This is a genomic window from Methylobacterium sp. HJ2, from assembly GCF_056431005.1.
This window is the reverse complement of the sequence record NZ_JBWJYM010000007.1, coordinates 233315-254458: the sequence shown is the minus strand read 5'-3', so window position 1 is coordinate 254458 and position 21144 is coordinate 233315. Positions and strand designations below refer to the sequence as shown.

Genomic DNA, 21144 nt, shown 5'->3' with positions numbered 1-21144 from the left:
GCCCGATTGTTGCCGGGGCTGTTGCTTTCCTGGCGATGCCACGTCCGCAGGTTCGAGCCGATGCAAGATGGACCGCTTCTCCTTCACCTGCTGCATGCAGCCTTGATGGCGGCCAGCATGATGCTGACGTGGCAGGTCTACCGCCTTAGTCGGCCGTAACGTTCAGCCGTGGAAAACATGGCCGAAGCGGGCCGGGTCGACTGCAACGAGGATCGGCGCGATGGGCGTTGAAGGTCGCCTCGATGCGCCAACGTGCACGATAGCGCCGATTGCCGTGACGGATCTTTCTCTTGCGGCCGCGCTTGCCCGGGATAATCGGCGTGATGCCATTCTTGCGTAGGTCAGTGCGCCGCCAATCGGCGTCGTACGGAGTGATGGTAGCAATTAAGCCTACATTTAGGTGCCCGAAATTCACATAGCAGCACGTAATCCTTCCTCCGGTGCGCCACCGCTGCTCAAACCGTGGAATGGGTTGTGCGGGTGAGACGCCCGAGAGCTCGGATGAGCGCAGGCTCCATGGTCCGCAACTCCTTAAGGTGAGCGGCCGTAAGCTCGCCGAGTAGCACTTCGGACTTCGGTGTCAGGGCGAGTTCCATGCGCCGCCGGTCTTGCGTGCCACGCGTCTTGGTCAACAGACCGGCCTCGACCATGCGCATGACCAGTTCGGCGGCCGTGTGAGGCGCCACCAGCAACTGCTCTGCCACCATGCCAACCGTTGGCGGCTCCGGACCCAGGTGACCCGCGATCGAAAGCAAGGCTTGGTGCTGCTGTGGAGGCACGCCAGCGGCGTCGGCTGCAGCCTCACTGAAGGCGAGGAACTGGCGGAGCTGGAAGCGGAAGGCGGCGATAGCGGCGTACTGCTCGCGCGATAAGCTCTCGCACTCCGGATGGTTCGCGCTCAAATCGGCACCTCCATGAAAAGGGTACTGGACTATATCGTATCACGATGCATATAAGTCGCACGTCAAGTGGAATGGCTATGCAGCAGGACCTATCGAACACCCGACCGTCCGGCCACGCGGTGGCCACCGGGGGCAACTTAAAGCGCCCATTGGGCGACTTCACGACGGACCGGCGCGTCCTGGTACTTCTCGCGATGGCCCTTCTTGTTGGAACGGGCGGCACCGCTGCGGCCTGGGTTCTCATCCAACTAATTACCCTGGTCACGAACCTGGCTTGGTTCGGTCGCCTCGACACGACTCCTTCTTCTCTGGCCGACGCGGCGCGCACGCCATGGATGGTACTGGTGCCAGCCATAGGTGGTCTCGTTATCGGGTTGATGGCTCGCTTCGGCTCGGAAAAGATCCGCGGTCACGGCATCCCCGAGGCCATCGAAGCCATTCTGATTGGCGGTAGCCGGATGTCGGCCAAAGTCGCCGTACTCAAGCCGATCTCCTCTGCCATCTCGATCGGCACCGGCGGCCCGTTCGGCGCGGAAGGCCCGATCATCATGACGGGCGGCGCCATCGGATCACTGTTTGCTCAGTTCTTCCATCTGAGCGCGGCGGAGCGGAAGACGCTTCTCGTTGCGGGTGCCGCTGCTGGCATGACCGCGATTTTCGGCACCCCTGTCGCCGCGGTGCTCCTGGCGGTCGAGTTGCTCCTGTTCGAGTGGCGGCCCCGCAGCTTCATCCCGGTGGCGGCGGCAGCTGTCGTAGCCACCTGCTGGCGTCCTCTGTTCTTCGGCGCTGGCCCGCTCTTCCCCTTCTCCAACGATCCTGTCCTGCCCTGGTGGGGACTCATCGCCTGTGCCGGGCTCGGCATCTTGGCCGGTCTGCAATCGGGCCTGCTGACCAAGCTCCTCTACATGCTGGAGGATGCGTTCGAGCGTCTGCCCATCCATTGGATGTGGTGGCCAGCCATTGGCGGCCTCTTCGTCGGTTTGGGTGGTCTGATCGAACCGCGCGCGCTTGGCGTCGGCTATGACGTGATCGCAGACCTCCTGAACGGTCACTTGCTAGCCCGTGCCGTTCTCGCGATCCTGCTGGTCAAAGCGGCGATCTGGCTCGTGGCTTTGTCGTCCGGAACATCGGGCGGTGTATTAGCACCCCTGCTCATCCTGGGTGGCGCCATGGGATGGCTAGTGGGTCTTGCGCTCCCCGGCGCACCTGGGTTCTGGGCTCTTCTCGGCATGGCCGCGATGTTGGGCGGCACCATGCGCGCGCCCCTGACCGGTGCACTCTTCGCGGTGGAGCTTACGGGGGACGTCCACATTCTGGCGCCGCTGATCGCCGCCACAGTAGCGGCCTACGCGGTGACCGTGCTGCTTCTGAAGCGCTCGATTCTTACGGAAAAAATCGCGCGGCGTGGACAGCACATTACGCGCGAGTACGGGGTGGATCCCTACGAGCTGACGCGTGTCGGAGAAGTCATGGCGAGGGAGGTGGATGTGCTGGATGCAGGCCTCTTCCTTCCCGAGGCGGTCAAGGTCATCGAGACGGGGCGCCACCACGCCTATCCGGTTGTTGATGCGGTCCACCGGCCGGTTGGCATGGTCAGCCGCGGGGATGCACTCCGGTGGAAGACGGAAGGCGGCCATGCGGAGGAATGCCTGGAGGAGCGGATCTCTGATGCTGGGCTCGTCGTCGTGCATCCGGATGACGTTGTCGCCCGCGCTCTCGACGTCATGATGGCCACGGGTCAGGGCCGCATTCCCGTCACAGACTCGGCAACCGGCACCCTCGTCGGCCTGCTCACGCGCAAGGACCTCCTGCAGGTTCGAGCCACGGTCGTACAATCTGAGCGTGAACGTCGGGCCTACCTGAGCCATCGCACCATACGGGGTGCGAGTAGACGGTACAGAGGGGCAGCCGCGCAAAATGCCGCCCAGCTGGGCAGCAAGGCGTCTCGTCCTTGATCGGAGTTTGCGATGCTCTGGGTCGTGCGCCACTTCGAGGACACGAACTGGGCGGACATCCGTGCCACGTTCGAGGACCAGTTCGTGATGCTGGGGAGCCCCCGCGACATGATGATGGTGGAAGCCCCACTCGGTGATGGACGTCACCGACTCTGCATCGGCGTACCTGAGCCTGCTTTCCTGGCTGCATACTACGGCTTCGAGCCCGTGCTGCGCGTGAGCCTACCTCGTGCGCCCACGCTCTTGGTCGGACATCGGGATGTCTTCCAAGCCATGTTTCAATCCGGCGGCTGAGCGCCCGGAGGCTGCTGCCCCGGGCCCTAAAAGCGTCCAATCCGAGCAGAAGTCGTCTGCCGCTTGAATGGCCGAGATGGGCGCACAGCCGAACGTCCGGTCTTGCGCGTCATCGCGATTTGGCGTGGCGCAGTTTGGCCGAAAGCGGAATGGCCGCTTCGGAGAAGCGGCGCCGAGAAAGCAGACGGCCTCCTATCGACCGATTTTGTTGAAAAACTCGGAAGCGGGTCGAAGCAGCGCCACGGAGGGCACTGACTGGAGAAAGTCCTACTATTAACGAGGCCGGAATGCGCTCTGGGCGGAGAATTGCCCTGACGCGAAAGACCGATTTTCTCCCTGGAACCGTCTGTGGCGACTCCTGAAGCGCTGCCGCCGAGTTTTTCAACAAAATACACCCAATGCAGTCGTCCAGGAGTGCTTATGAGTTTACTCAAAGCAGACGTGCGCGCTGGTCATAATCATGAGGGCAGAGGGATAAAGACGTCTATGCCGCGTATCCGCCTGCACCGGAAGCACGACCGGTGCCCTCCGGCACGGGGCCGCGGCGAGCGTAGGAGAAGCCCTCCTCCGTTCCGATGCCCGAAAAGTGTCCGTAGAACGTTTCTCCCGGCAGACCATCCGAGAGAATTCGACGAGCCTCGACCTGTAAGATACACGCTTATATTCGAATACATGCTCGCCGGCACTTTTTGGTCAAAGATCGGAGGCTCCTGCCGATCTGTCGAGCCGAAAGAACAAGCCTGCCTTTAAGCTGTCTCCGATCCGGTGCGCTCGCTCCGTCAAGATCTCGGCGATCTGAGGATCGAACCGTGCGGTAGCCGTGTCCTCAAACAAGCGGAGCCAGCGGGCGAAATGCTCCGGCTGCAACACACCAAGCGCTTGATGCTTCCCGAACGGGTTCCCCTTGTAAAGGCCCGTCTTAAGAAGAACCGAGGACCAAAAGGCTTGTATCATTGCCATGTGGGCGGGCCACTGCAGGTCCGAGATGGCTACAGCGAAAATAGGGCCGATCAAGGGGTCACGACGCACGCTGGCGTAGAAGGCATCGAGGAAGCGGGAGAGGCTGGCCTCATCGAGAGTTTGCTCACGCATCAAGCTTCCTCTCAGGCGGTTCGCGCGTGGCAAACATCAGCCGCCCAGATTTCCAGGCGACCGACTGCGACGGCGCTGGCTAAGGGTTCATGTGCGGATATCTCGTGCGACGCGGCCTGTCACCAGGTAAGCTGCGCCGCCCAACACGGCAGCGATCAGGGCCGTGCGGCCCGTGTCGTCCGACAGGATGGTGCTCACCGTGCCGCTCCGCCGCCGCGCTTGGAACGTCCTGGTCTTCGCCCGGATGAGAGCCCGTATGGCGTTCTCGGCCTCTCGCGGCGAGAACAGCGAGCGGTCTGCCGGGATCACCTCGTGGGCAAGGCGGTGCAGGATTGCCGCGCTCACCTTCAGAAACGTGGCCTGACCGATATGCGCTTCCTCAACGGAGGGATGGAGGCTCGCATCATCGGAGCGCTCAGCGGCGGCAGTTTCAGGCCGCAGGCAATAGTCGGACGACGTGCGATGGGCGAAACGGCAGCCGGGCGTGACGAAGGCACGGGCACAGTGGCAAGCGCCGATTGAGAAGCTTATGCATGGTGGAAGCGAAGAGCGTCGCTGAAGCCTCATTCGCCTCGCGATGTTCCAGACGCATACCAATAATATGTCGGAAAACAACGGCTTACTTGGTGCTTGTAGGCGATGGCTCACCCAGGTAGGCAGCGTATGTTGAGCAAGTTGTCGAGGGACAACGTAGTCCCAAAAATCAGAGGCCGCCATGCCGGCATTGTTGCGAGGATCAGAGCCCCGAATAGGATGAACCACGGCAATACCTTGCTGACACCGATCCTGACGTTGAGGTGACCGACCTTCACCGTTTTAGATCCTGGCCCGAGCTGAGGTCTGTTCGGAGCGCCCCGATTTCACCAATAGCCAACCGCTGAGGATCATGGCCAAACCCCATACTAGGAAGCCGATATCCCAGTAGATCCACTGCTCACGCGGCACGAGTTCATTGACATGGTGTACGCCCAGAAGTTCATGATCGGCTACGCCCTCCACGAGGTTGAACAGCCCAAAGCCAACGAGAAGTGTCCCGACCAGCCCCCTATTGGACCAGTAGATGTGCTGCCGGTGTGCGGCACGCCAGAGAATGAAAAGACCGATCACAACAAAGACGTAGGTCGTGCTGTGAAAGATGCCATCCCATAAGGTATTGAGTTCCAAGTTTGGGATGGAGGTGATGGGATACCAACTGCTGAGCATGTGATGCCATTGCAGCACTTGATGTAGCACGATCCCGTCGAAGAAGCCGCCCAACCCAACCCCAAACAGTATTCCCGCGCTTAGAGGGAAGGAGCTATCCTGGGCCGCAACAGCCATTTGGTTCTCCCTGTGAGGAAGTGCTTCTAACGCCTGGATTGCGGTTGCATGTGCGTGACGCTTGCGGTTTGCCGCCGCGCTTCCCTGCTGCCATCGTGGTCGTGCTGCAGGCACATCGGACTTCCCCAATGCTGCTGCCCTACATCCTGGGGCGGTGCCGCCAAAGCAGCCGGGCGTCGCGTTCCTCCGCCTGGGCTTACCCTACTTCGTGATCTTCACCGAGATGGGATCGCTGCCGGGGAAGGTCTCCTCTAGGGCATCGTCGAGCTTGTCCTCAAGGCGGTCCGGATGGTTGCCGGGTAAGGTGCGGTCGGCGGTCCCGTGCTGCACAGCCTCCTCGGACAAGAAGCGCAGCCGGCGCCGCTCCGCACCCTGCCGCATCGTCTCGTAGACGAGAAAGGCGAAGCCCGCCCCGATGAGGAGCACGGGAAGCGGGTTCGCTCGCACGGCACCCACGACGCGCTCGGCCGTCAGGCTCACGGCGCCGCCCGGATCGCGCGTCCCTGCCAGCTCCTCGACCAGACTCGACGGGTGCAGGCGGGATGTCAGGTCGGCCAGCGTGGTCTCCAGCCTGCCGCGTATCGCCTCAACCTCCCGCTCCAGCTCATCGGCCGACTTGCTCATCCCTCTACGCGCTCCGTGAAGATGGCGGCGTCTTGCTTGAGTTGCCGCTCAGTTCGGGTCGGCTCCAGTCCGGACAGCGACGTCTTGCTTTGCCCGAATAGTGCCAAGCCGATGGCGATGACGGCGAACACGCCGCCCACAATCAATGCTGCCAGCGCATCGGACTGGAGGATCACTGCCAAGCCCTTCACCAAGGCGAAGATCCATACCAGCAGTGCCGTCAGGACGAACACAGCGGCAGCTATGAACAGGCCCAGCGCGACGGCGAGGTGAGCCAAGCTCTCAGCCATCTCGGTGCGCAGGAGCGCGATCTCCGCTGAGACGAGCTCCCGGGTCTCGCGAACGGCGTCACCGGCTAGCTCCGGGATGGTTCGCGGCTGTGGCTCGGTCACGGGCGGCGGCCCAGGTCCGGAACGGGCAGGACGTCGACGGGCACGACCGAGCGGGACCGCGGGATCGGCCCGACTGTGGAAGCTTGGAAGAAGCGATAGAGCGCGAAGCCGGCCACTGCCGCGGCCGCCAGGGCGACGCCCGGCCTGCGCCGGGCCACGGCCTCGACCTCGTCGTAGAGCTCGCCCACAGTACGGCGCCCGATGTCCCCGGAGAGTTCCTCGATGCCGGCGGCGGCACTGTCGAAAAACGCCTTCACGTGAGGCGCCTCCTCGAAGCCGGAGCCGCTCTCCCGAATAGCCGCCGCGACGTCCGAGACCGCCCGGACCGCGTCCTGCTTTCGGTTGGCGGCGTAGCTCTGCACCTGCTCGCGGATGGCCCCTGCGAGGCCGACGCCATGCCAGGGGTCGTGATCAACGGAGGCTTCGGACGAGCCCCGAGAAGGGTCAGGCATCGTAGGGTCTCCTGCGCGCGAGCAGGGCTGCGGCTCGTCTGCAACGGTAGGCGGCCGAGGGCGGTTCCGACCTCGCCGCTCAGTTTCTGTCCTCGCTTCATCCCCAACTCCTCTGGTCCAGGCTGATCCTCTCGATCAGTCCGGCCCAAAGCTAGCCAGTCAGGTCAGCCTTCCGGCTGCCATGGCCGGACCATGCAGTAGCCTCGCAACTGGCCCGGTCCAGATTACCAGTCAGATCAAACAACTGCCCACTTGACATCAGGATTAAAATCCTATACACAGGGCTTCGCTGCATCGATGCAGCTGACGCGAGGTGGGTTATGCGCTCGACCATAATCAAGGCCCCGTGCCTCCGCCGAGCGCAATACAAAGCACCCTCAGCATCGATCCACCTCAAGGGGCCTGCGGGCCCCTTCTTCATGTTCGGAGATCTCGCATGATCAAGACATTCCCGGCCACATCAGCTTCGCCTGCCGAAACGAGGCTCCCACCGATCCCTAAGCTGATCGTCTTCGGTGAGGACGAAGCCGGCAAAGCCCACGCCGCCTGGTTTGCCGAGGCCGATCTGGCGCTCGCTCAGCACGCCGCGCGTCTCATGCGCATGCACGCCTTGTTGATCGAAACCGACGAGCACCGTGCTACGGCCGCCACGCTGGCCCAGGGCCGGGTGTTCGCCAGCGGGCGGGCTTTCATGCCTTTCGTCAAAGCCGCCGTGTACGCTCGCCTGACAGCCTTGCAGGGCCAGGCCGCCGCGACCGAACCGGCACCCACACAGGCGGCCGAAAGCATCGAAGCCGCCTCGTCAACCAGATCGGCGGCTCAACCGGAACCGGCTCCTAAAAGCGTGGCCCTGCCGCGGCCGCTAAACGTGCTGCCAGGCCCGTCGTCCAAGCATCGGCCCTGGACCTGGGGCGAGATCCGCGTCGGCAGCGTGGTGCTCGCCCCTGAGCATGACGAGGAAAGCTGGTGGCCCGCCATCGTGCTGAACCTGCCAACCCCGGACAGGCTCGTCCTGAAGTGGCGCGACACCTTCGAGGAGCCGGCCTTCTCCCGCCAGCGCAGCCAGATCGGCTTGCTCAACCCTGCGGCCACTGAGGCGCAGCTCGACGGGGACGAGCCATGAGCGGCCAAGCACATCCCTCCAACCAAGGTCGCATCGCTGACAACAAAAAGGCCAAGGTTCGCGCCCTGAACGATCGCTTCCGCCGTTCCTTTGTCGGCGGGCAGGTCGTTGAAACGGCCGGCGTGGTGAGCCTGCCTGAGGCTGAACGCATCGCCCTGCTACTGGCTGTGCGCCGCTTCGATCGCTTCGATGCCCACAACGATCCCTGCGGCGAGCATGACTTTGGTGCGCTCGAGGTCGGCGGACAAAGCTTCTACTGGAAGATCGACACCTACGACCAGGCTATGCTCGGCCACTCACCAGATCCCGCCGATCCAGCGGTTACGGTGCGTGTCCTGACTATCATGTGCGCCGATGAGTACTAAAGCAGTTCCTCGACCAGCGGGCGATCTCGCGTATCACAGATCAACCAGCCTTCAGAGGGGGGCCGCAGAAAGCCTTCGGATCAGTCGTTACAGTGACAAATTATCTGATGCCTTTTTGATGGGGCGCTCGTAGGATGCCCACTAAAGGATCAGTGGGGGGAGCTGTGAAGTTCAGCATCGAAGGCCGGATGCGCAACATGCGCCTGCCGGATGGCAAAACTGCGTTGCTCTATTCGATGTACGAAGCTGTCAGTAACGGCCTCCACGCAATTGGGGAACGCTTCGATCCAACTGTAGCCGTAAAGCAGGGCCGAATTGGAATCGAAATTTCGTTGAGCGCCAACAAGAAAACAACCAATTGTATCTCGATTAGAGATAACGGCGTCGGCCTCAATCATAAGCATCTTCAATCATTTGAGACCTGCGATACGGTGCAGAAGTCTGACATCGGCGGGCGCGGCGTTGGGCGACTTGTGTGGCTGAAGGCTTTTAACACAGTTTCCGTCCAAAGCGTATTTGAGAGGACACCAAGTGACTACGAGCGAGTGAGCTTCCTTTTCGAACCTGAGCAAGATGACTCATTGGTTGAGCTTAAGCGTTCCCCCGCTGAAGCTTCTGAGATTGGAACGGTGATTGAGCTAGGACAGCCTAAGCCTGGGCACAATGAAAAGCTATCGATGGCATATCTGGCTCGCAACCTATGCCATCATTTTTTCCCGTATTTCATCACAAACAGCATGCCTAGCCTAACGATTGCTATAGGGAAACGTGCTGTCGATCTCGGCCAATACCTTGCGAGCCGAATGGACGTCGAGGATGAGGAGGACGTAGATCTCTCAGCATCGGGAATCGGGGCTTTGCACTTAACCCATGTCTATGTGGATCCTAAAATTGCTCGCGGCCTATCCAATTCAATTCTGCTCACCGCTCAGGGTCGAGTCGTTGAGAGCATCGAGATTGAAAAGAAATTTGCTCTTAAGGATCTCGACAACAAGCTCGCCTACGTTTGCGTTGTCCGCGGGCAATTTCTAGATGACAAAGTTGATCAAGAGCGCACGAGTTTTAAGGCGCGAGACACGGATATGGATCTTATCAAAGACTCAGCGTTGAACGCCGCTGAAAAATTTTTACAAGTTCATATCGAAAAAATTCGCGTGACGCAAAAACGGATCGTTGTGGACCTTTTAGAGGAACATCCTCAACTCGCTGTGTCTGTGCCAAACGTCCAAGCCTATGTAGAAAAGTTATCTCCGAGCATGTCCGACGAGGACATCGGCAAGACGCTCTTCACCCTCCTCTATCGTCACGAGAAGCGTGTGCGTGCTCAGGTGCAAAGCCTGACTTTAGCCGAAGGTAGCGATTTAGAGCAGTCTCAACCGGATCCCGATGCTATTCAGGCCCTCGTTCACAAGCTGGGCGACGACGCAAAAAGGCGTTTAGCTGAGTACACTGTCAAGCGCCATCAGATCATCCAAGTCGCCCGGGCGATGCTTCGCCACACCGACGACGAGAGCCGACGCTATGAGCTGGAAAAAACTGTTCATAGCTTAATTTGCCCAATGGGGAGGATGCTGTCTGCAAAGGATTACGACGATCATAACCTCTGGCTAATTGATGACCTCTTGTCATTTTATCACTTCTTCGCTTCAGATAAGGCTATGACTGCGTTTGGTGTTGACGGAGTGAGAAAAGAGCCCGACCTTATATTTTTCAATCCGTTCGGGTTTCGCCGGGCTGGCACCACGGATCCCGTGGTCATCGTTGAGTTCAAGAGGCCGGGTGACGAGAGCCTGACCAGCGACCCTGTTGATCAAGTTCTTGGTTACATCGAGAAGCTTCATCAAAGGACTGTTAGGGATCCAGAAGGCGAAGTGATCAGCGATATCACTCCAAACACTCCCTTCGAGTGCATCATAATTTGCGATCTCACAGCTACAGTGAGAAAGAAATTTGAGAGGAGCCTGGCTCAGAATCCGACGCCGGATGGGCTTGGATATTATGGGTTCTCACCCAAGCACAGGGCGTCGATTAGGGTCATAAGCTACGCAAAGCTCTTCCGTGATGCGGAAATGCGCAATCGAAGCTTCTTCGATAAGCTCGGCCTATTGCCGCAGGAGGTGACAAACGCAATTACCTCGTTGATGCCAGCCGCCTAGTCGGCCGAATTTTGCAAGTTATATAGAACCAAAGATGCAAAGACAGTCAAATTGTCTTCTGAGCGCCAATCTTATAACAGGCCCTTCTGCTATTAAGGATGATGAGGAATTCTGCAATGTTCGAGTGACAGCTAAAAGTCGTTCTGACGTTGTGATCGAAAGATTCGATTGCCTTTGGCTGACAGGAGACTATCGCGGAAATGACTCCGAAGCAGCCGGCGGGCTTTGACGAAGTGCCTACCGGAGAAGCGGACCGGGTCGCGGTAAATGTCTTTGGCCGCAGCTGTCTCATCCGGCAGGGCGTCCTCGACGCGGCTGACACGGTCGAGGAACGCTTCTTCTGCCGCAGCCTGATTGAGAAGCATCCGCAGATACTCGTCCGGATCTGCCATCTGCGGCCCTCCTTGTCATCTACCGGCCTCAGCGATGCGCCGAACCAGCCACACGCAGGCGATGCAGCCCGCTTGGACGATGGGTTAGGCTATGGCCCTCAGGGCTGTTCCGTCAGAGCTGAGGCTCGCCTACCGTCGCCCTGAGTGGAAGCGGTAACGCCAGCCTTCATCCAGCCTGCGCTCCTCAGCGCTCTCCTCCGGGATGGGGTCCAGACGCAGCAGGATCATCGCGAAACCGTTCTGCTGGAGGTACACCTGCTCGTAGAGGGCCGGCGCGCGGAGGTCGCGCTTCACATCGATCCAGAGATCGGGACTGCACGCGGCGGTGTCGCTCGCGATGTTCGGCCGATGGGGAGGGCTGTGATAGAGCGACCCTGCCGGGACCGGGCTGCCGACAGCGCAAGTGATGTCCGGGAAGGAGAGGCTCCGGTAGCACCGCTGCACCCGACCGTTGCCCGCCACGACGACGGCGATCCGCTCGGGGTGGTACTGCACGTAGGCCCGAGCCGCCACCTCCTTGCCCACCGCAAAGTCGCGCGCGAGCAGGAGAACGTGCTGCAGATCGGGCTCGCGAAAGGCCGCCATGGCCTCTCGCAGCAGGTGCGGGGGCATCAGCATGAGGGCGGCGAAGCGGTTGGCCTCGACCTCCCTGCGCTGCCGCTGGTCGCCTGCCTTCGCTGTGAGGCGCAGTAGATCAGAACTCTTGCACAGGAACCGGCCGGGCTGATCCGGGACGTGGTGCGCCATCAGGCAATGGCCGAGTTCGTGCGCGATGGTGGAGCGGCGACGCGATTCGCCCCCGCGCTTGACGAGGATGGTGCCTGCGGACCGCTTCGCGTCGGTCACGAGGCCGCCCTCGAACTCGGCGGTGTCGAGATCCTCGATCCTGAGGATGCCGAGGCGCGCGCACAGCTCCTGGATCGGCACGGGCACGGAAAGCTCCGGCTCGGCCCGAAGGATGCGCTTGACGAGCGCCTCCGGTGAGCTCGCATCCGCGAGGTCCATCCTGCTGATCGGCATCCGCGCAGCCCCTTCCCGTCCCTGAACCGATACATCAGGCGGCCACCCACCCGCGATTCCAAGATCGGACTGAGGAGAGTTCGTGCGGGCGGTAACGCAACTGCGCCATCGCGAGCAAAGGTCATGCTGACGCGGCTCGGCCGCTCCTACGATCCCGACGACAACGGTGAGCCCGAATCATGGGAGCGATCAGCTAGCTGGCCCGCCGGCGGACGCTCGGAAGTGCGGCCCATATCAAGAGCGTAGGGCGGCATCACTGAGGCTGGCGGAAAGGTCGCGCGTCCGAAAAGATCCGACGGTGTGCGCTACAAGCCAATTCGAAATGTGGGCTATGTTGTGGGGCTCGAAGCCCGGTTGTGGTCAAAAACCCTGCCTGCGCAAATACTTAACGAAGGCAAATGGCGGAGACGGAGGGATTCGAACCCTCGATACCCATTTCTGGGTATGCTCATTTAGCAAACGAGTGCCTTCAGCCGCTCGGCCACGTCTCCCGCGAGATCGGCTCTAGAAGTTCGCCTTCGGCCGGTCAACCCGGTTCTGCACGGCCGCGCCCGGCGCGTCCGTCCGGCGGCGGCGCTCGTAGTGCTTGGCGATGCGCAGGTGGCGGGAGATGGCGTAGTTCATCGCCGTGAGGAAGCCGTAGACGCCGCGCACGAAATGGCGGCGGCCGAGATAGGCCTTGAGGAAGTTGCCCGGCAGCTCGACGAAGACGCGCCAGCTCGGGATCACCACGCCGCGGGCCTCGAGGTCGTCGGCCTGCTGGTCCGAGTAGCGGTTGAGCTTGTCGAGCTGATCGCCGAGGGAGCGCACGGAGAAATGGTGGATCACGCCGCGCAGGCGGCCGGGCGTCACGCCGGGCGCCAGATCGACGCGGTCGTGAACGGGCGAGGGCGCGTAGCGTCCGCGATCGAGGCGGTAGAGCCGGACCGGGGTCAGCTTGTAGGCCCAGGGATGGGGGCGGCTCTCGCCCGGGAAGATCTCCGCGATGGCGATGCGCCACGCGGGCGCCGCGGGCTCGCCGGCCGCGAACAGGGCGCGGATCTCCTCCGCCAGATCGGCCGGCACCACCTCGTCGGCGTCGAGGTTCAGCACCCAGGGGTGGCGGCACTGCTCCTCGGCGAAGCGCTTCTGCGGGCCGTAGCCCGGCCACGCCCTCTGGATCACCCGGGCGCCCAAACTCTCGGCAAGCGCCTGGGTCCCGTCCGTCGAGCCGGAGTCGACCACGACGAGATCGTCCGTCAGCGCCCGCACCGCCGCGATGGTCGCTCCGATCCGGTCGGCCTCGTTCTGGGCGATGATGAAGACGGAGAGCGGTAGCGGCGGCATCTTTCGGGTCTCGAGGGTGAGCGAGCCGTAGCCGCCGGACCGTGGCCGCACAAGCGGCGGGCTCCGGCGTCAGAGGTCTGCGGCCTCGGAGAGGCGCTTGCGTTGGACCTTGCCGTTGGGCGTGCGCGGCAGCGTTGCGAGGAAGCGGATTTCGCGCGGGCACTTATAGGCCGCGAGTCGGCCCCGACACCACGCGAGCAGCGCGTCGGCATCGGGCACGGCGCCGGGCTGGAGCACCACGAAGCCGCAGATCACCCGAACGTCCGCCCGGACGGCGAGCTCCGCCACGCCGACCTCGGCGACCGCCGGATGCTCGGCCAGCACGCCCTCGACCTCGTTGGGGGAGACGCGGTAGCCCATCGCGTTCATCAGGTCGTCGTTGCGGCCCTCGAACCAGAGATAGCCGTCCGCGTCGAGCCGGGCGAGGTCGCCGCCGGCGAACCACGCGCCGCGGAAGACCTGCGCCTCCTCGTCCGGCCGGTTCCAGTAGCCGAGCATCAGGCCGGGCTCCGAGCGGTGCACCGCCAGCAGGCCCGTCTCGCCGGGCGGCAGCGGCTCCGGCGCCCCGTCGCGGGGCAGGATGGCGACGCGGCGCCCGGGCTGCGGGCGCCCGGGGGAGCCGGGGCGGACCGGGACGGTCGGGCCGCTCGAGACGTAGGTCGAGATCTCGCTCATGCCGAGCGCCTCGTAGAGGGGCTTGCCGGTCGCCCGCGTCCAGGCGTCGAGGAGATCGACCGGCAGCGCCTCACCCGCCGTGCAGCCGTGGCGCAGGCTGGAGAGATCGTGGCCCGCGAGATCGCCGTATTTGAGGATCTGCCGGTAGAGGCTCGGCACCGCGGCGAAGATCGTCGCCCCGTGCTCGGCGACGAGGCGCGGCCAGACGGCCGGGTCGCGCGGGCCGTTGTAGAGCACCGCGGTGGCGCCCACCGCCCAGGGGTCGGTGATGCCGACCCCGAGGGTGTAGGTCCAGTTCATGGTGCCGGCATGCAGCATCACGTCGGATTCCGAGAGCCCGAGCCAGTGCGCCAGCATCGGGCGCCGGCCCCAGATGGTGCGGTGGGCGTGCAGCACGCCCTTCGGCCGGCTCGTGGTGCCCGAGGTGTAGACCAGGGTGGCGGGATCGTCCGCGGCGGTGTCGGCGTAATCGGCCAGCGGCGGCCCCGCCTTCATCGCGGCGATGTCGGCGGGCTCGAGCAGGAGGCGCGTCCCGAGATCGGCGGGCTCGACGCGGCAGCCCCCCGCGACGGCGACCGCCGCGGCCCCGGAATTCTCCATCAGGAAGGCCGCCTCGGCCGGGGTGAGCTGGGGCGAGGAGGGCAGGGCGACGAGGCCCGCCGCCAGCGCGCCGAAATAGACCAGCACGTAGTCGGCCTCGTTGCCCATGCGGATCATCACGCGGTCGCCCGGCCGCAGGCCGCGGGCCAGCAGGCCCGCCGCGATGCCCCGCACCGCGCGGTCGGCCGCGCCGAAGCTCAGGCGCGCCACGTGGCCGGCCTCGCCGACCATGACGAGGGCCGTCTTGTCCGGGCGCAGGCGCGCGTTCTCGCCGAGCCCGTAGCGGGCGGCGTTGAAGCGGGCGGGCGGATGGCGGTCGTCGGACACGAGGGCGCTCCCGGGCTGATCTTCGGCCTGCCGTGTCGGGCATCGGCGGCGGCGCCGTCAACACGGGCACGCCGCCAGGGCGGCGGGAGGCCCGGCCCGGGGCCAGGACGACCGAGAGGACCGAGACGACGGCTGACACGGCACTTGGCACGGTGGCCGGCGAGGAGGCCGGCGCGAAGTCCGGCACGCAGGGGCCGAACTTTGGGACGCTCAGACATGGCACCCGGATCGAGCCTGCGGCAGGCTCCCGCGCGCTCGGATCCGCGAGCGGCTCGTCCTCGGTTGCGCTGCCATGTCACGTTCCACCCGTCGCCCCCGGACGGCCTCGCGCCGTCTCCGCGGTCTGTTCCCCGGGCTCGTCTCCGGCCTCGTCTCCGGCCTTCTGGCGCTTCCGGCCTGGGCGGCCGAATTCAGCGTTCCGGCCAAGAACCCGGCGATCACCCTGACCGTGCCCGATACCTGGGACGCCAAGAGCAACGACGACGGCATGCAGGCGCAATCGCCCGACCACGTCTTCAACTTCTACTTGGAATACGGCCCCCGCAGCGAGCTCGACGCCCTGCTGAAGAACAACCGCGACTGGATGAAGCGCAACAAGATCAACGCCGGCGTCAAGCCGACGGAGCGGACGATGGACTTCTCCGGCGTTCCGGGCCGGGTGATCCGCTACGACACCAAGGACAAGGACGGCAAAACTCTGGTCGATTTCGTGATCCTGGAGGCGAGCGGCAACCGCGTGGTGATGCTGACCCTCTGGGGATCGGAGGAGCAGCGCGCGGACAACGAGGCCGACATCGCGGCGATCATGAAGAGCGTGCGGGTGACGCCCAGCACCACGAGCTTCTGGGCGGGCGGCAGCGGGGCCAAGCCCGACGCTGCCGCCCCGGAGGCGCCCAAGGCCGCTGCCCCGGAGGCGCCGAAAGCCGCCGCGCCCGAAGCGCCGAAGCTCGCGACCGCGGCGCCGCCCGAGGTGCCGAAGGCGTCCGCGCCCGCTGCCTCCGCGCCGGTCGCGCCCGCGCAGGGCCTCGACACGCGGCGGCTGGTCTTCGTCAAGCGCAAGGCCGACCGATACGGGGACGTCGATGCCCGCAGCTCCGATGCGTTCGACCGTACCGACACGGTGATCGCCTATCTCGAGCCGGTGGGCGAGACGGTGGTGCCGGTGTCCAAGACCCAGAGCCGGTTCGGTCTCGTGATCGATTGCGAGATCCGCAAGCCCGACACCACGATCGTCCTGGGAGAGAAGGCCGTGATCGACCGGGAGTTCACGCTGGAGACCGAGGATCTCGCGGGCGCGGCCCCGAACTTCTTCGTCAACCTGTCGATCGGCCTCGCCGCCCTGGATCCGGGCCCCTACGTCGTGGAATTCACCCTGCGCGACAAGTTCTCGGACCGGGTGGCGCTCATCCGCAAGCCGTTCAGCGTCACCGCCGCCGAGGCCGGGCGCTGAGGCGCGCCCGCCCCCTCGGGGCCGGTTCCGCTCGCGCCGCGGAGCGATCCGCGGGCCCGCCCGCCGGGATGTCGACGCCCCACCCGGGTCGTCGCGCCGCCCAGGGTCTTCGGCGGTCGATCGCTCTGCGGAACTCCGCTTTTCGCACAGCCTCGACCCGTCGCAGAGGCTCGGCACAAGGCCGGGACGGCCCCGCGCGGGGGCGGACGATGTCGACCTGAGAAATCCATGCCCGTGAGCCGCAGCGCGCCGCTCTGGTCCATCCCTCGTCTCGGGATGCCGACGCTCGGCGCGCGTGCGATCCGGGCTTCACGGCGGGTTGCCGCGAAGGCCGGCTTCGACGAACCCCTCTTTGCTACGGGTGCCGGGGGCAACCATCTCAAGGCGCACGGCCGATCTCCGAAGCGTCTCTCAGCCGTCGTGTCGAGCCGGATTGTCGGTCCGCCGAGACCAATCATCCGGGGCGCGGTCTCCGCCTGCGACGACCGAGACGGAACGCCTCGGGTGATCGACCTCGCTTGACACGCGGCTCATCCGGGGCTGAATGGACGCGATCGGGATGCGATCTCCCGACGAGGCTCCGGCTGAAGCATCGCGTCCACCCTGCAGCTTCTGCAAGGACGCGCCATGGCCCCGCCCAACACCATTCCGTCCGAGAAACTCGCCCGCCTGATCGGCACCGCCTCGTGCCCGGTCCTCGTCGATGTTCGCCCCCAAGCGGACCTCCGGGCAGATCCGCGCCTCGTCCCCGCCTCCGCCCCGCGGCCCTGGGACACCGTCTCCGAGTGGGCCGGCGCGCTCCGCGGTCGATCCGTCGTCGCGATCTGCCGGGACGGCCAGCAGCACAGCCATGGCGTCGCCGCCTGGCTGCGGTCCGCCGGCGTGGATGCCGAGGTCCTGGAGGGCGGCACCGCGGATTGGGCGGCTGCCGAACGTCCCATGCTTCCGGTCGACAAGCTCCGGAACCGCGACCCGCGGGGCCGCACGGTCTGGGTCACCCGGTCGCGTCCCAAGGTCGACCGCATCGCCTGCCCCTGGCTGATCCGCCGGTTCGTCGACCCGGACGCGGTCTTCCTGTTCGTGCCGCCCTCCGAGGTCACGGGCGTGGCGGCCCGCTTCCACGCCGAGGCCTTCGACGTCGAGGGGCCCGGCATCGTCTGGAGCCACCGGGGCGAACTCTGCACCTTCGACGTCATGGTCGAGGAGCTTGGCTTGGCCACCGAACCGCTCCTGCGCCTCGCGACGCTGGTGCGCGGCGCCGATACCGGCCGTCCCGACCTCGCCCCCGAGGCCGCTGGACTCCTCGCCGCCTCGCTCGGCCTGTCGCGGATCTACGCGGACGACCTGGAGCAGCTCGACGCCGGCATGCTCCTGTACGACGCGTTCTATCGCTGGTGCAGGGACGCGTCCGACGAGACCCATAACTGGCCCGCCAACAAGCCGAAGGGAAAGGCCTGACATGGCCCGCACTGCCACCGTCGCGCAAAGGGCCGCCATCCGAGCCGCCCCGGTGCCGGTCACTCTGCGCGAGGCCGTGCCCGTCTGGGCACGCATCGCCGCGCTCTCGTTCGGGGGGCCGGCCGGGCAGATCGCCGTGATGCACCGCATCCTCGTCGAGGAGCGGCGCTGGATCTCCGAGAACCGCTTCCTCCACGCCCTGAACTTCTGCACCCTCCTGCCGGGACCCGAGGCGCAGCAGCTCGCGACCTATGTCGGCTGGCTCATGCACGGCACCCGCGGCGGGCTCGTCGCCGGCGGGCTGTTCGTCGTGCCGGGCGTCCTCGCGATCATGGCCCTGAGCTGGGTCTACGCCCTCTACGGCAATGTCGGCCTCGTCGCGGGCCTGTTCTTCGGGCTCAAGGCCGCGGTGCTGGCGATCGTCGCCCAGGCTGTCCTGCGGATCGGGCGACGGGCGCTGAAGAGCCACGCCATGATCGCGCTGGCGGCGGCCTCCTTCGTGGCGATCTTTCTGCTCGACGTGCCGTTCCCCGTCATCGTGCTGACCGCGGGGGCCATCGGCTATGCCGGAGGCAGGGCGGGATTGCCGCAATTCCGCATCGGCGGCGGCCACGGCGCCTCGGGCAAGGCCGATGCCGGACCCTACCTGCTCGGCGACGACGAGCTGCCGCAAGAGCGTGCCGCCGTCGGCCGGACCCTGCGCATCCTCGCCCTGTGGGCCGCGCTCTGGTGGGTGCCTGTCCTGGCCGTCCTCGCCCTCGTCGGCCCCGCTGACGTGTTCGCCCAGGTGGCGGTGTTCTTCTCCAAGATGGCCATGGTCACCTTCGGCGGCGCCTACGCGGTCCTGGCTTACGTCGCCCAGCAGGCGGTCGAGCATTACGGCTGGCTCCGTCCCGGCGAGATGCTGGACGGCCTCGGAATGGCCGAGACGACGCCGGGCCCGCTGATCATGGTCACCCAGTTCGTGGGCTTCATGGCCGCGTTCCGGAACCCGGGCACGCTGCCGCCGCTGCTCGCCGGAACCCTGGGCGGGCTCCTCACCACCTGGGTGACCTTCGCGCCCTGCTTTCTCTGGATCTTCGTCGGCGCGCCCTACGTCGAGCGGCTGCGCGGCAACCGGGCGCTGGCCGGCGCCCTCTCGGCCATCACCGCCGCGGTGGTCGGCGTCATCCTGAACTTGGCGGTCTGGTTCGCGCTGCACACGGTCTTCGCCGAGGTGCATCCGGTCACGGCCGGCCCGTTCCGGTTCGACCTGCCCGTGCCGGCGAGCCTGAACCCCTGGGCCCTCGCCCTGTCGCTCGCCGCGCTCGTCGCGGTGTTCCGGTTCGGGATCGGGCTGATCCCGACGCTCGTCGCCTGCTCGGGCGCCGGCATCCTGCTGCATCTCGCGGGCGCCGTGTGAGGACCCGCGCGATCGGGGCGGCCGGCCTCCGGCTGCTCGTCTCGGCGCTTGCCGCCGGGGCTCGGATCATTCCCCCGGGCGGGTCGGCGGAGCTGTCAGCCTAGCTCCGCAGGCCGGGAGCCTCCTGGCCGGTGCGGGCGACGTACTCGGTGTAGCCGCCGCCGTACTGATGGATGCCGTCGGGGGTGAGTTCGAGCACGCGGTTCGACAGGGCGGCCAGGAAATGGCGGTCGTGGCTGACGAACAGCATGGTGCCCTCGTAGCGCGCCAGCGCGGCGATCAGCATCTCCTTGGTGCCCATGTCGAGGTGGTTGGTCGGCTCGTCGAGCACGAGGAAGTTCGGCGGATCGTAGAGCATCCGGGCCATCACCAGCCGGGCCTTCTCGCCGCCCGACAGCACGCGGCAGCGCTTCTCCACATCGTCGCCCGAGAAGCCGAAGCAGCCCGCCAGCGCCCGCAGCGAGCCCTGGCCGGCCTGCGGGAAGCAATCCTCCAGGAACTCGAACACCGTCGCCTCGCCGTCGAGCACGTCCATCGCGTGCTGGGCGAAGTAGCCGAGCTTCACGCTCGATCCGATCGCCACCGCGCCGTCGTCGGGCTCGGTGCTGCCGGTGACGAGCTTGAGCAGCGTCGACTTGCCGGCGCCGTTGATGCCCATCACGCACCAGCGCTCGCGCCGCCGCACGGCGAAGTCGAGCCCCTCGTAGATGCTGCGGCTGCCGTAGCGCTTGTGCACCTTCTTGAGCGTGACGACCTCCTCGCCGGAGCGCGGGGCGGGCTGGAAGTCGAAGGCCACGCTCTGGCGGCGCTTGGGCGGCTCGACGCGCTCGATCTTGTCGAGCTTCTTTACCCGGCTCTGCACCTGCGCGGCGTGGGAGGCGCGCGCCTTGAAGCGCTCGATGAACTTGATCTCCTTGGCGAGCATCGCCTGCTGGCGCTCGAACTGGGCCTGCTGCTGGGTCTCGTTGAGCGCCCGCTGCTGCTCGTAGAAGCCGTAATCGCCCGAGTAGGTGGTGAGCGCGCCGCCGTCGATCTCGATCACCTTGGAGACGATGCGGTTCATGAACTCGCGGTCGTGCGAGGTCATCAGGAGGGCGCCCTCGAAGCCCTTGAGGAAGCCCTCGAGCCAGATCAGGCTCTCGATGTCGAGGTGGTTGCTCGGCTCGTCGAGCAGCATCACGTCGGGGCGCATCAGCAGGATGCGGGCGAGCGCCACGCGCATCTTCCAGCCGCCCGACAGCCGGCCGACATCGCCCTCGATCATCTCCGGGCTGAAGCTCAGGCCCGCCAGAACCTCGTGCGCGCGGCCTTCCAGCGCGTAGCCGTCGAGCTCCTCGAAGCGCGCCTGCACCTCGCCGTACTGCTCGACGAGCGCCTCCATCTCGTCCATGCGGTCCGGGTCGGCCAGGGCCGATTCCAGCGCCTTCAGCTCGGCCGCCACGGCGCTGACCGGCCCCGCGCCGTCCATGGTCTCGGCCAGCACGCTGCGGCCGGCCATCTCGCCGACATCCTGGCTGAAATACCCGATGGTGATGCCGCGGTCGGCCGCGACCTGGCCCTCGTCGGGCTGCTCGCTGCCCGTGATCATGCGGAACAGGGTGGTCTTGCCGGCGCCGTTGGGCCCGACGAGACCGACCTTCTCCCCTTTCTGCAGGGCGGCGGACGCCTCGATGAAGACGATCTGGCGGCCGTTCTGCTTGCCGATTTTCTCGAGGCGGATCATGCGTGCGCGGGACCTTCGACGGATCCCGCGCACTTACGGCATGGTGCGCCGCAGCGATAGGGTGCCGGTGCCGGGCGTGCCGCCTCAGCCCCGCCG

Annotated in this window: 20 protein-coding genes, 1 tRNA gene and 1 pseudogene; 9 read left to right on the top strand and 13 right to left on the bottom strand. The window is 65.3% G+C overall.

Annotated features, from left to right (window positions below; all coding sequences use genetic code 11):
* Positions 1–226: 226 nt before the first annotated feature.
* Together ACS5RC_RS18290 and ACS5RC_RS18285 are read right to left on the bottom strand one after the other, a co-directional pair.
* Positions 227–367: pseudogene (locus ACS5RC_RS18290) on the bottom strand (IS5/IS1182 family transposase); the annotation flags it as partial.
* An 88-nt stretch (positions 368–455) separates the two neighbouring features.
* Complete coding sequence (locus ACS5RC_RS18285) at positions 456–902, bottom strand: MarR family winged helix-turn-helix transcriptional regulator (protein WP_478345321.1); 447 nt, start codon at positions 900–902, stop codon at positions 456–458.
* Between the two features lie 77 nt (positions 903–979).
* Between ACS5RC_RS18285 and ACS5RC_RS18280 the strand changes: the two genes are divergently transcribed.
* The gene (locus ACS5RC_RS18280) at positions 980–2857 is read left to right on the top strand and encodes a chloride channel protein (RefSeq protein ID WP_478345320.1); all 1878 of its coding nucleotides are present in this window, start codon (positions 980–982) and stop codon (positions 2855–2857) included.
* Positions 2858–2869: 12 nt separating this feature from the next.
* Positions 2870–3151 carry a hypothetical protein gene (locus ACS5RC_RS18275; protein WP_478345319.1) on the top strand — a complete coding sequence of 94 codons (282 nt, stop codon included), beginning with the start codon at positions 2870–2872 and terminating at the stop codon, positions 3149–3151.
* A gap of 693 nt (positions 3152–3844) precedes the next feature.
* Here the strand turns inward: ACS5RC_RS18275 and ACS5RC_RS18270 are convergent.
* On the bottom strand, positions 3845–4243 hold the full coding sequence (locus ACS5RC_RS18270) for a group III truncated hemoglobin (protein ID WP_478345318.1): 399 nt from the start codon (positions 4241–4243) through the stop codon (positions 3845–3847).
* Positions 4244–4555: 312 nt separating this feature from the next.
* Here ACS5RC_RS18270 and ACS5RC_RS18265 point away from each other — a divergent pair, with 312 nt between their 5' ends.
* On the top strand, positions 4556–4765 hold the full coding sequence (locus ACS5RC_RS18265; RefSeq protein WP_478345317.1) for a hypothetical protein: 210 nt from the start codon (positions 4556–4558) through the stop codon (positions 4763–4765).
* Positions 4766–5059: 294 nt separating this feature from the next.
* Here the strand turns inward: ACS5RC_RS18265 and ACS5RC_RS18260 are convergent, their stop codons facing one another.
* The 4 genes from ACS5RC_RS18260 to ACS5RC_RS18245 all read right to left on the bottom strand — a co-directional run bounded on the left by ACS5RC_RS18260 (position 5060) and on the right by ACS5RC_RS18245 (position 7031).
* Positions 5060–5563 (bottom strand): DUF2243 domain-containing protein, encoded by a 504-nt coding sequence (locus ACS5RC_RS18260; protein WP_478345316.1) that lies wholly within the window; start codon positions 5561–5563, stop codon positions 5060–5062.
* A 201-nt stretch (positions 5564–5764) separates the two neighbouring features.
* Positions 5765–6187 (bottom strand): DUF3618 domain-containing protein, encoded by a 423-nt coding sequence (locus ACS5RC_RS18255; protein ID WP_478345315.1) that lies wholly within the window; start codon positions 6185–6187, stop codon positions 5765–5767.
* Entirely contained in the window at positions 6184–6579 is a 396-nt protein-coding gene (locus ACS5RC_RS18250; protein WP_478345314.1) for a phage holin family protein, read from the bottom strand. The genes ACS5RC_RS18255 and ACS5RC_RS18250 overlap by 4 nt, the downstream gene beginning before the upstream one ends.
* Positions 6576–7031: a hypothetical protein gene (locus ACS5RC_RS18245; protein WP_478345313.1), complete on the bottom strand. Its 456-nt coding sequence runs from the start codon at positions 7029–7031 to the stop codon at positions 6576–6578. The genes ACS5RC_RS18250 and ACS5RC_RS18245 overlap by 4 nt, the downstream gene beginning before the upstream one ends.
* A 436-nt stretch (positions 7032–7467) precedes the next feature.
* Here ACS5RC_RS18245 and ACS5RC_RS18240 point away from each other — a divergent pair, with 436 nt between their 5' ends.
* From ACS5RC_RS18240 to ACS5RC_RS18230, 3 genes are all read left to right on the top strand, one after another.
* Complete coding sequence (locus ACS5RC_RS18240) at positions 7468–8154, top strand: hypothetical protein (RefSeq protein WP_478345312.1); 687 nt, start codon at positions 7468–7470, stop codon at positions 8152–8154.
* Positions 8151–8519 carry a DUF3768 domain-containing protein gene (locus ACS5RC_RS18235; RefSeq protein ID WP_478345311.1) on the top strand — a complete coding sequence of 123 codons (369 nt, stop codon included), beginning with the start codon at positions 8151–8153 and terminating at the stop codon, positions 8517–8519. Before ACS5RC_RS18240 ends, ACS5RC_RS18235 begins: the two co-directional genes overlap by 4 nt.
* Before the next feature lie 164 nt (positions 8520–8683).
* Positions 8684–10675, top strand: a complete 1992-nt coding sequence (locus ACS5RC_RS18230; protein WP_478345310.1) for a hypothetical protein — start codon at positions 8684–8686, stop codon at positions 10673–10675.
* 131 nt (positions 10676–10806) lie between these two features.
* Here the strand turns inward: ACS5RC_RS18230 and ACS5RC_RS18225 are convergent, their stop codons facing one another.
* From ACS5RC_RS18225 to ACS5RC_RS18205, 5 genes are all read right to left on the bottom strand, one after another.
* On the bottom strand, positions 10807–11067 hold the full coding sequence (locus tag ACS5RC_RS18225; RefSeq protein ID WP_478345309.1) for a hypothetical protein: 261 nt from the start codon (positions 11065–11067) through the stop codon (positions 10807–10809).
* Positions 11068–11196: 129 nt separating this feature from the next.
* Positions 11197–12072, bottom strand: coding sequence for an ImmA/IrrE family metallo-endopeptidase (locus ACS5RC_RS18220; protein WP_478345308.1), 876 nt, complete (start codon positions 12070–12072; stop codon positions 11197–11199).
* A gap of 414 nt (positions 12073–12486) precedes the next feature.
* Positions 12487–12578, bottom strand: a tRNA-Ser gene (locus ACS5RC_RS18215).
* A gap of 13 nt (positions 12579–12591) precedes the next feature.
* Positions 12592–13413: a glycosyltransferase family 2 protein gene (locus ACS5RC_RS18210; RefSeq protein ID WP_478345405.1), complete on the bottom strand. Its 822-nt coding sequence runs from the start codon at positions 13411–13413 to the stop codon at positions 12592–12594.
* Between the two features lie 69 nt (positions 13414–13482).
* Positions 13483–15015: a class I adenylate-forming enzyme family protein gene (locus ACS5RC_RS18205; protein ID WP_478345307.1), complete on the bottom strand. Its 1533-nt coding sequence runs from the start codon at positions 15013–15015 to the stop codon at positions 13483–13485.
* A gap of 292 nt (positions 15016–15307) precedes the next feature.
* On the opposite strand from ACS5RC_RS18205, the gene ACS5RC_RS18200 reads away from it, so the two are divergent.
* The 3 genes from ACS5RC_RS18200 to chrA all read left to right on the top strand — a co-directional run bounded on the left by ACS5RC_RS18200 (position 15308) and on the right by chrA (position 19325).
* Positions 15308–16465 (top strand): hypothetical protein, encoded by a 1158-nt coding sequence (locus tag ACS5RC_RS18200; RefSeq protein WP_478345306.1) that lies wholly within the window; start codon positions 15308–15310, stop codon positions 16463–16465.
* 627 nt (positions 16466–17092) lie between these two features.
* On the top strand, positions 17093–17923 hold the full coding sequence (locus ACS5RC_RS18195) for a chromate resistance protein ChrB domain-containing protein (RefSeq protein WP_478345305.1): 831 nt from the start codon (positions 17093–17095) through the stop codon (positions 17921–17923).
* A gap of 1 nt (position 17924) precedes the next feature.
* Complete coding sequence (chrA, locus tag ACS5RC_RS18190; RefSeq protein ID WP_478345304.1) at positions 17925–19325, top strand: chromate efflux transporter; 1401 nt, start codon at positions 17925–17927, stop codon at positions 19323–19325.
* A 100-nt stretch (positions 19326–19425) separates the two neighbouring features.
* Here chrA and ACS5RC_RS18185 read toward each other — a convergent pair whose 3' ends face one another.
* Positions 19426–21048, bottom strand: a complete 1623-nt coding sequence (locus ACS5RC_RS18185) for an ABC-F family ATP-binding cassette domain-containing protein (RefSeq protein WP_478345303.1) — start codon at positions 21046–21048, stop codon at positions 19426–19428.
* Between the last annotated feature and the right edge of the window lie 96 nt (positions 21049–21144).

What these genes read in the sequence shown, in the direction of transcription:
- ACS5RC_RS18210 (WP_478345405.1), bottom strand. Translation starts at nt 13,413, where the DNA reads ATGCCGCCGCTACCGCTCTCCGTCTTCATCATCGCCCAGAACGAGGCC.
- chrA (WP_478345304.1), top strand. Translation starts at nt 17,925, where the DNA reads ATGGCCCGCACTGCCACCGTCGCGCAAAGGGCCGCCATCCGAGCCGCC.
- ACS5RC_RS18195 (WP_478345305.1), top strand. Translation starts at nt 17,093, where the DNA reads ATGGCCCCGCCCAACACCATTCCGTCCGAGAAACTCGCCCGCCTGATC.
- ACS5RC_RS18245 (WP_478345313.1), bottom strand. Translation starts at nt 7,031, where the DNA reads ATGCCTGACCCTTCTCGGGGCTCGTCCGAAGCCTCCGTTGATCACGAC.
- ACS5RC_RS18185 (WP_478345303.1), bottom strand. Translation starts at nt 21,048, where the DNA reads ATGATCCGCCTCGAGAAAATCGGCAAGCAGAACGGCCGCCAGATCGTC.
- ACS5RC_RS18235 (WP_478345311.1), top strand. Translation starts at nt 8,151, where the DNA reads ATGAGCGGCCAAGCACATCCCTCCAACCAAGGTCGCATCGCTGACAAC.
- ACS5RC_RS18220 (WP_478345308.1), bottom strand. Translation starts at nt 12,072, where the DNA reads ATGGACCTCGCGGATGCGAGCTCACCGGAGGCGCTCGTCAAGCGCATC.
- ACS5RC_RS18200 (WP_478345306.1), top strand. Translation starts at nt 15,308, where the DNA reads ATGTCACGTTCCACCCGTCGCCCCCGGACGGCCTCGCGCCGTCTCCGC.
- ACS5RC_RS18255 (WP_478345315.1), bottom strand. Translation starts at nt 6,187, where the DNA reads ATGAGCAAGTCGGCCGATGAGCTGGAGCGGGAGGTTGAGGCGATACGC.
- ACS5RC_RS18280 (WP_478345320.1), top strand. Translation starts at nt 980, where the DNA reads ATGCAGCAGGACCTATCGAACACCCGACCGTCCGGCCACGCGGTGGCC.
- ACS5RC_RS18225 (WP_478345309.1), bottom strand. Translation starts at nt 11,067, where the DNA reads ATGGCAGATCCGGACGAGTATCTGCGGATGCTTCTCAATCAGGCTGCG.
- ACS5RC_RS18275 (WP_478345319.1), top strand. Translation starts at nt 2,870, where the DNA reads ATGCTCTGGGTCGTGCGCCACTTCGAGGACACGAACTGGGCGGACATC.
- ACS5RC_RS18240 (WP_478345312.1), top strand. Translation starts at nt 7,468, where the DNA reads ATGATCAAGACATTCCCGGCCACATCAGCTTCGCCTGCCGAAACGAGG.
- ACS5RC_RS18270 (WP_478345318.1), bottom strand. Translation starts at nt 4,243, where the DNA reads ATGCGTGAGCAAACTCTCGATGAGGCCAGCCTCTCCCGCTTCCTCGAT.
- ACS5RC_RS18260 (WP_478345316.1), bottom strand. Translation starts at nt 5,563, where the DNA reads ATGGCTGTTGCGGCCCAGGATAGCTCCTTCCCTCTAAGCGCGGGAATA.